The 1,350-nt window shown below is 34.8% G+C and carries 2 protein-coding genes; both read left to right on the top strand.

Annotated elements, in window-relative coordinates; genetic code table 11:
• The first annotated feature begins 12 nt into the window (after positions 1-12).
• Positions 13-366 (top strand): ISAon1 family transposase N-terminal region protein, encoded by a 354-nt coding sequence (locus HM984_RS17310; protein ID WP_179350099.1) that lies wholly within the window; start codon positions 13-15, stop codon positions 364-366.
• A 19-nt stretch (positions 367-385) separates the two neighbouring features.
• Positions 386-1,339, top strand: a complete 954-nt coding sequence (locus HM984_RS17315) for an ISAon1 family transposase (protein ID WP_179350100.1) — start codon at positions 386-388, stop codon at positions 1,337-1,339.
• Positions 1,340-1,350 lie beyond the last annotated feature (11 nt).

A 1,350-nucleotide genomic window follows, 5' to 3' on the forward strand; every position in this document is an offset into this window, starting at 1 on the left:
AAAAAAAAGACTGTGGACCATTATCTAGAACTACTTAAACTTATTCTTCCAGAATTTCTAATCAACCATTTTGATCTTGTAAAGCATACTAAAAATGGAGAAGTCATGCATCTTTACTTTGAAGAACAGAATGCAACACCTAAAGAAGACTCTAAACGTACATTAATTGCGCATGGTTTTCACAAAGAAGTAACCATTCAAGATTTTCCTTTACGTGGAAACACTGTATACTTGCATGTTAAGCGTCGCAGATGGCTAGATAAGACCACCAAACAAGTTGTGCAGAGAGATTGGAACTTAGTAGCACAGGGAACTCGAATGACCACAGAGTTCGCTGCTTTTTTAAAAGAAATTAATCAATACTAGAGCCTCAGATTGTCGTACCATAGGACATTTTTATGGCGTTGATGGCAAAAAACTACAACGTCAGTATAAAGATTATTTAAGTGATTTTAAAGACTGGAATCAGAAGAAACATGCAAAACAATATCTTATATTTCCTGAGAATATAGGAAGCCATTTATCTATTGATGAGACAGCTTTGTCAAAGGGAGAACTCTATACCATCATTACCAACAAAAAAGCCAAAGGTAAAAAAGGAAGTATCGTTGCCATTTTTTCTGGCACTAAAGTGCAGCCTATCATAGAGCAGCTTCTCAAGTTATCAGCAAAGAAAAGAGCTAAGGTTAAGGAGATTACACTAGACATGGCCAACTCAATGAAAACCATAGCTAAGAAATGTTTCCCAAAAGCCATACAGGTTACAGACCGGTTTCATGTACAGAAATTAGCATTGGAGGCACTACAAGATATAAGAATCAAACATAGGTGGGATGCTATAGATCTAGAAAACGAAAATATAAAACTGGCTAGAGCAAATAATAAAGCTTACAAGTCAAAGCTCTTTGATAATGGCGACACCAGAAAACAACTCTTGGCAAGAAGCAGGTATCTACTCTATAAAGCACCCTCTAATTGGACAGAAAATCAATATCAGAGAAGTAAAATACTCTTCGATCAATATCCTGATATCCAACGAGCATTTAACCTAGTTCAAGGCCTTAGAGACATTTTTAATACAGCAAAATCAATAGAAACAGCATACACAAAGCTAGCCCATTGGTATAAAGAGGTTGAACAATCTGGATTTAGGGCATTTAACACAATAGCAAATACAATAACAATAAACTATAGATCTATACTTAACTATTTTGTCAATCGAAGTACAAATGCCGCTGCTGAATCTTTTAACGCAAAGATAAAAGCCTTTAGAGCACAGTTTAGAGGTGTTAAAAATATAGAATTTTTCCTTTTTAGATTAACAACCATTTTTGCTTAAACACAACTTTT

The sequence above is a fragment of the Winogradskyella pacifica genome, assembly GCF_013403915.1.
Lineage (GTDB): Bacteria > Bacteroidota > Bacteroidia > Flavobacteriales > Flavobacteriaceae > Winogradskyella > Winogradskyella pacifica.